At 43.3% G+C, this 780-nt stretch carries 1 pseudogene; it reads left to right on the plus strand.

From position 1 onward, the window contains the following. Window positions 1-780 (plus strand): annotated as a pseudogene (locus ACFIKR_RS09550) (hypothetical protein); the annotation flags it as partial.

A 780-nucleotide genomic window follows, 5' to 3' on the forward strand; every position in this document is an offset into this window, starting at 1 on the left:
CGAGATCTCTAATGTTTCTGCAGATGGTGATGTGGGAAAGACGAGCTTCAATGATGTTGGTAGTGCGTTTGCGGGTCTTGATACGAGTGTCAAGAATGTGAACACTCATCTGTCTAATGAGGTCAAAAAGTTTGATGAAAAACTAAGTAATATTACTCAAGCGGTTAATGGTGATGCTTTATTATGGAGCGACGCTGCACATGCCTTTGTAGCGACGCATGGAGAGAAAGATAGCAAAAGCAATAGCAAGCTTACATCTCTTTTAGATGGCGTCATTAAGGATGGTTCCACGGATGCTGTAACGGGTAATCAGCTTCATGGGTTAGGTGATAAAGTTGCGAAATCTTTGGGTGGAGGAGCTAAGTATGAGGATGGCAAATGGAGCAAACCTACGTTCACGGTTAAAACAGTAAAATCTGATGGAACTGAGAGTGAGGAGAGCTATACAGATGTGGCTTCAGCGTTTGCCGGTGTAGGAACTTCTTTCACGGATTTACATAAAGAGATTACCAATGAGATTACCACTGCTCAGGCTGACGCCTTGTTGTGGGATAAGTCTAAAGGTGCGTTTGTAACGACGCATGGGGACAGTGAAGATAACAGCAAGATAACGTCTCTTGCAGCAGGAGCTATTACGAAAGATTCCACAGATGCCATTAATGGCTCACAGCTTCATTCACTAGGCAATAACGTTGCGACATATTTTGGCGGTGGGGCTGGATATAAAGATGGTACTTTTACAGGTCCTACTTATAAATTATCACACATTGCCACAGATGG

It is taken from the genome of Bartonella sp. MR30HLJHH, from assembly GCF_042194195.1.
In the GTDB taxonomy this organism is placed as follows: domain Bacteria; phylum Pseudomonadota; class Alphaproteobacteria; order Rhizobiales; family Rhizobiaceae; genus Bartonella; species Bartonella grahamii.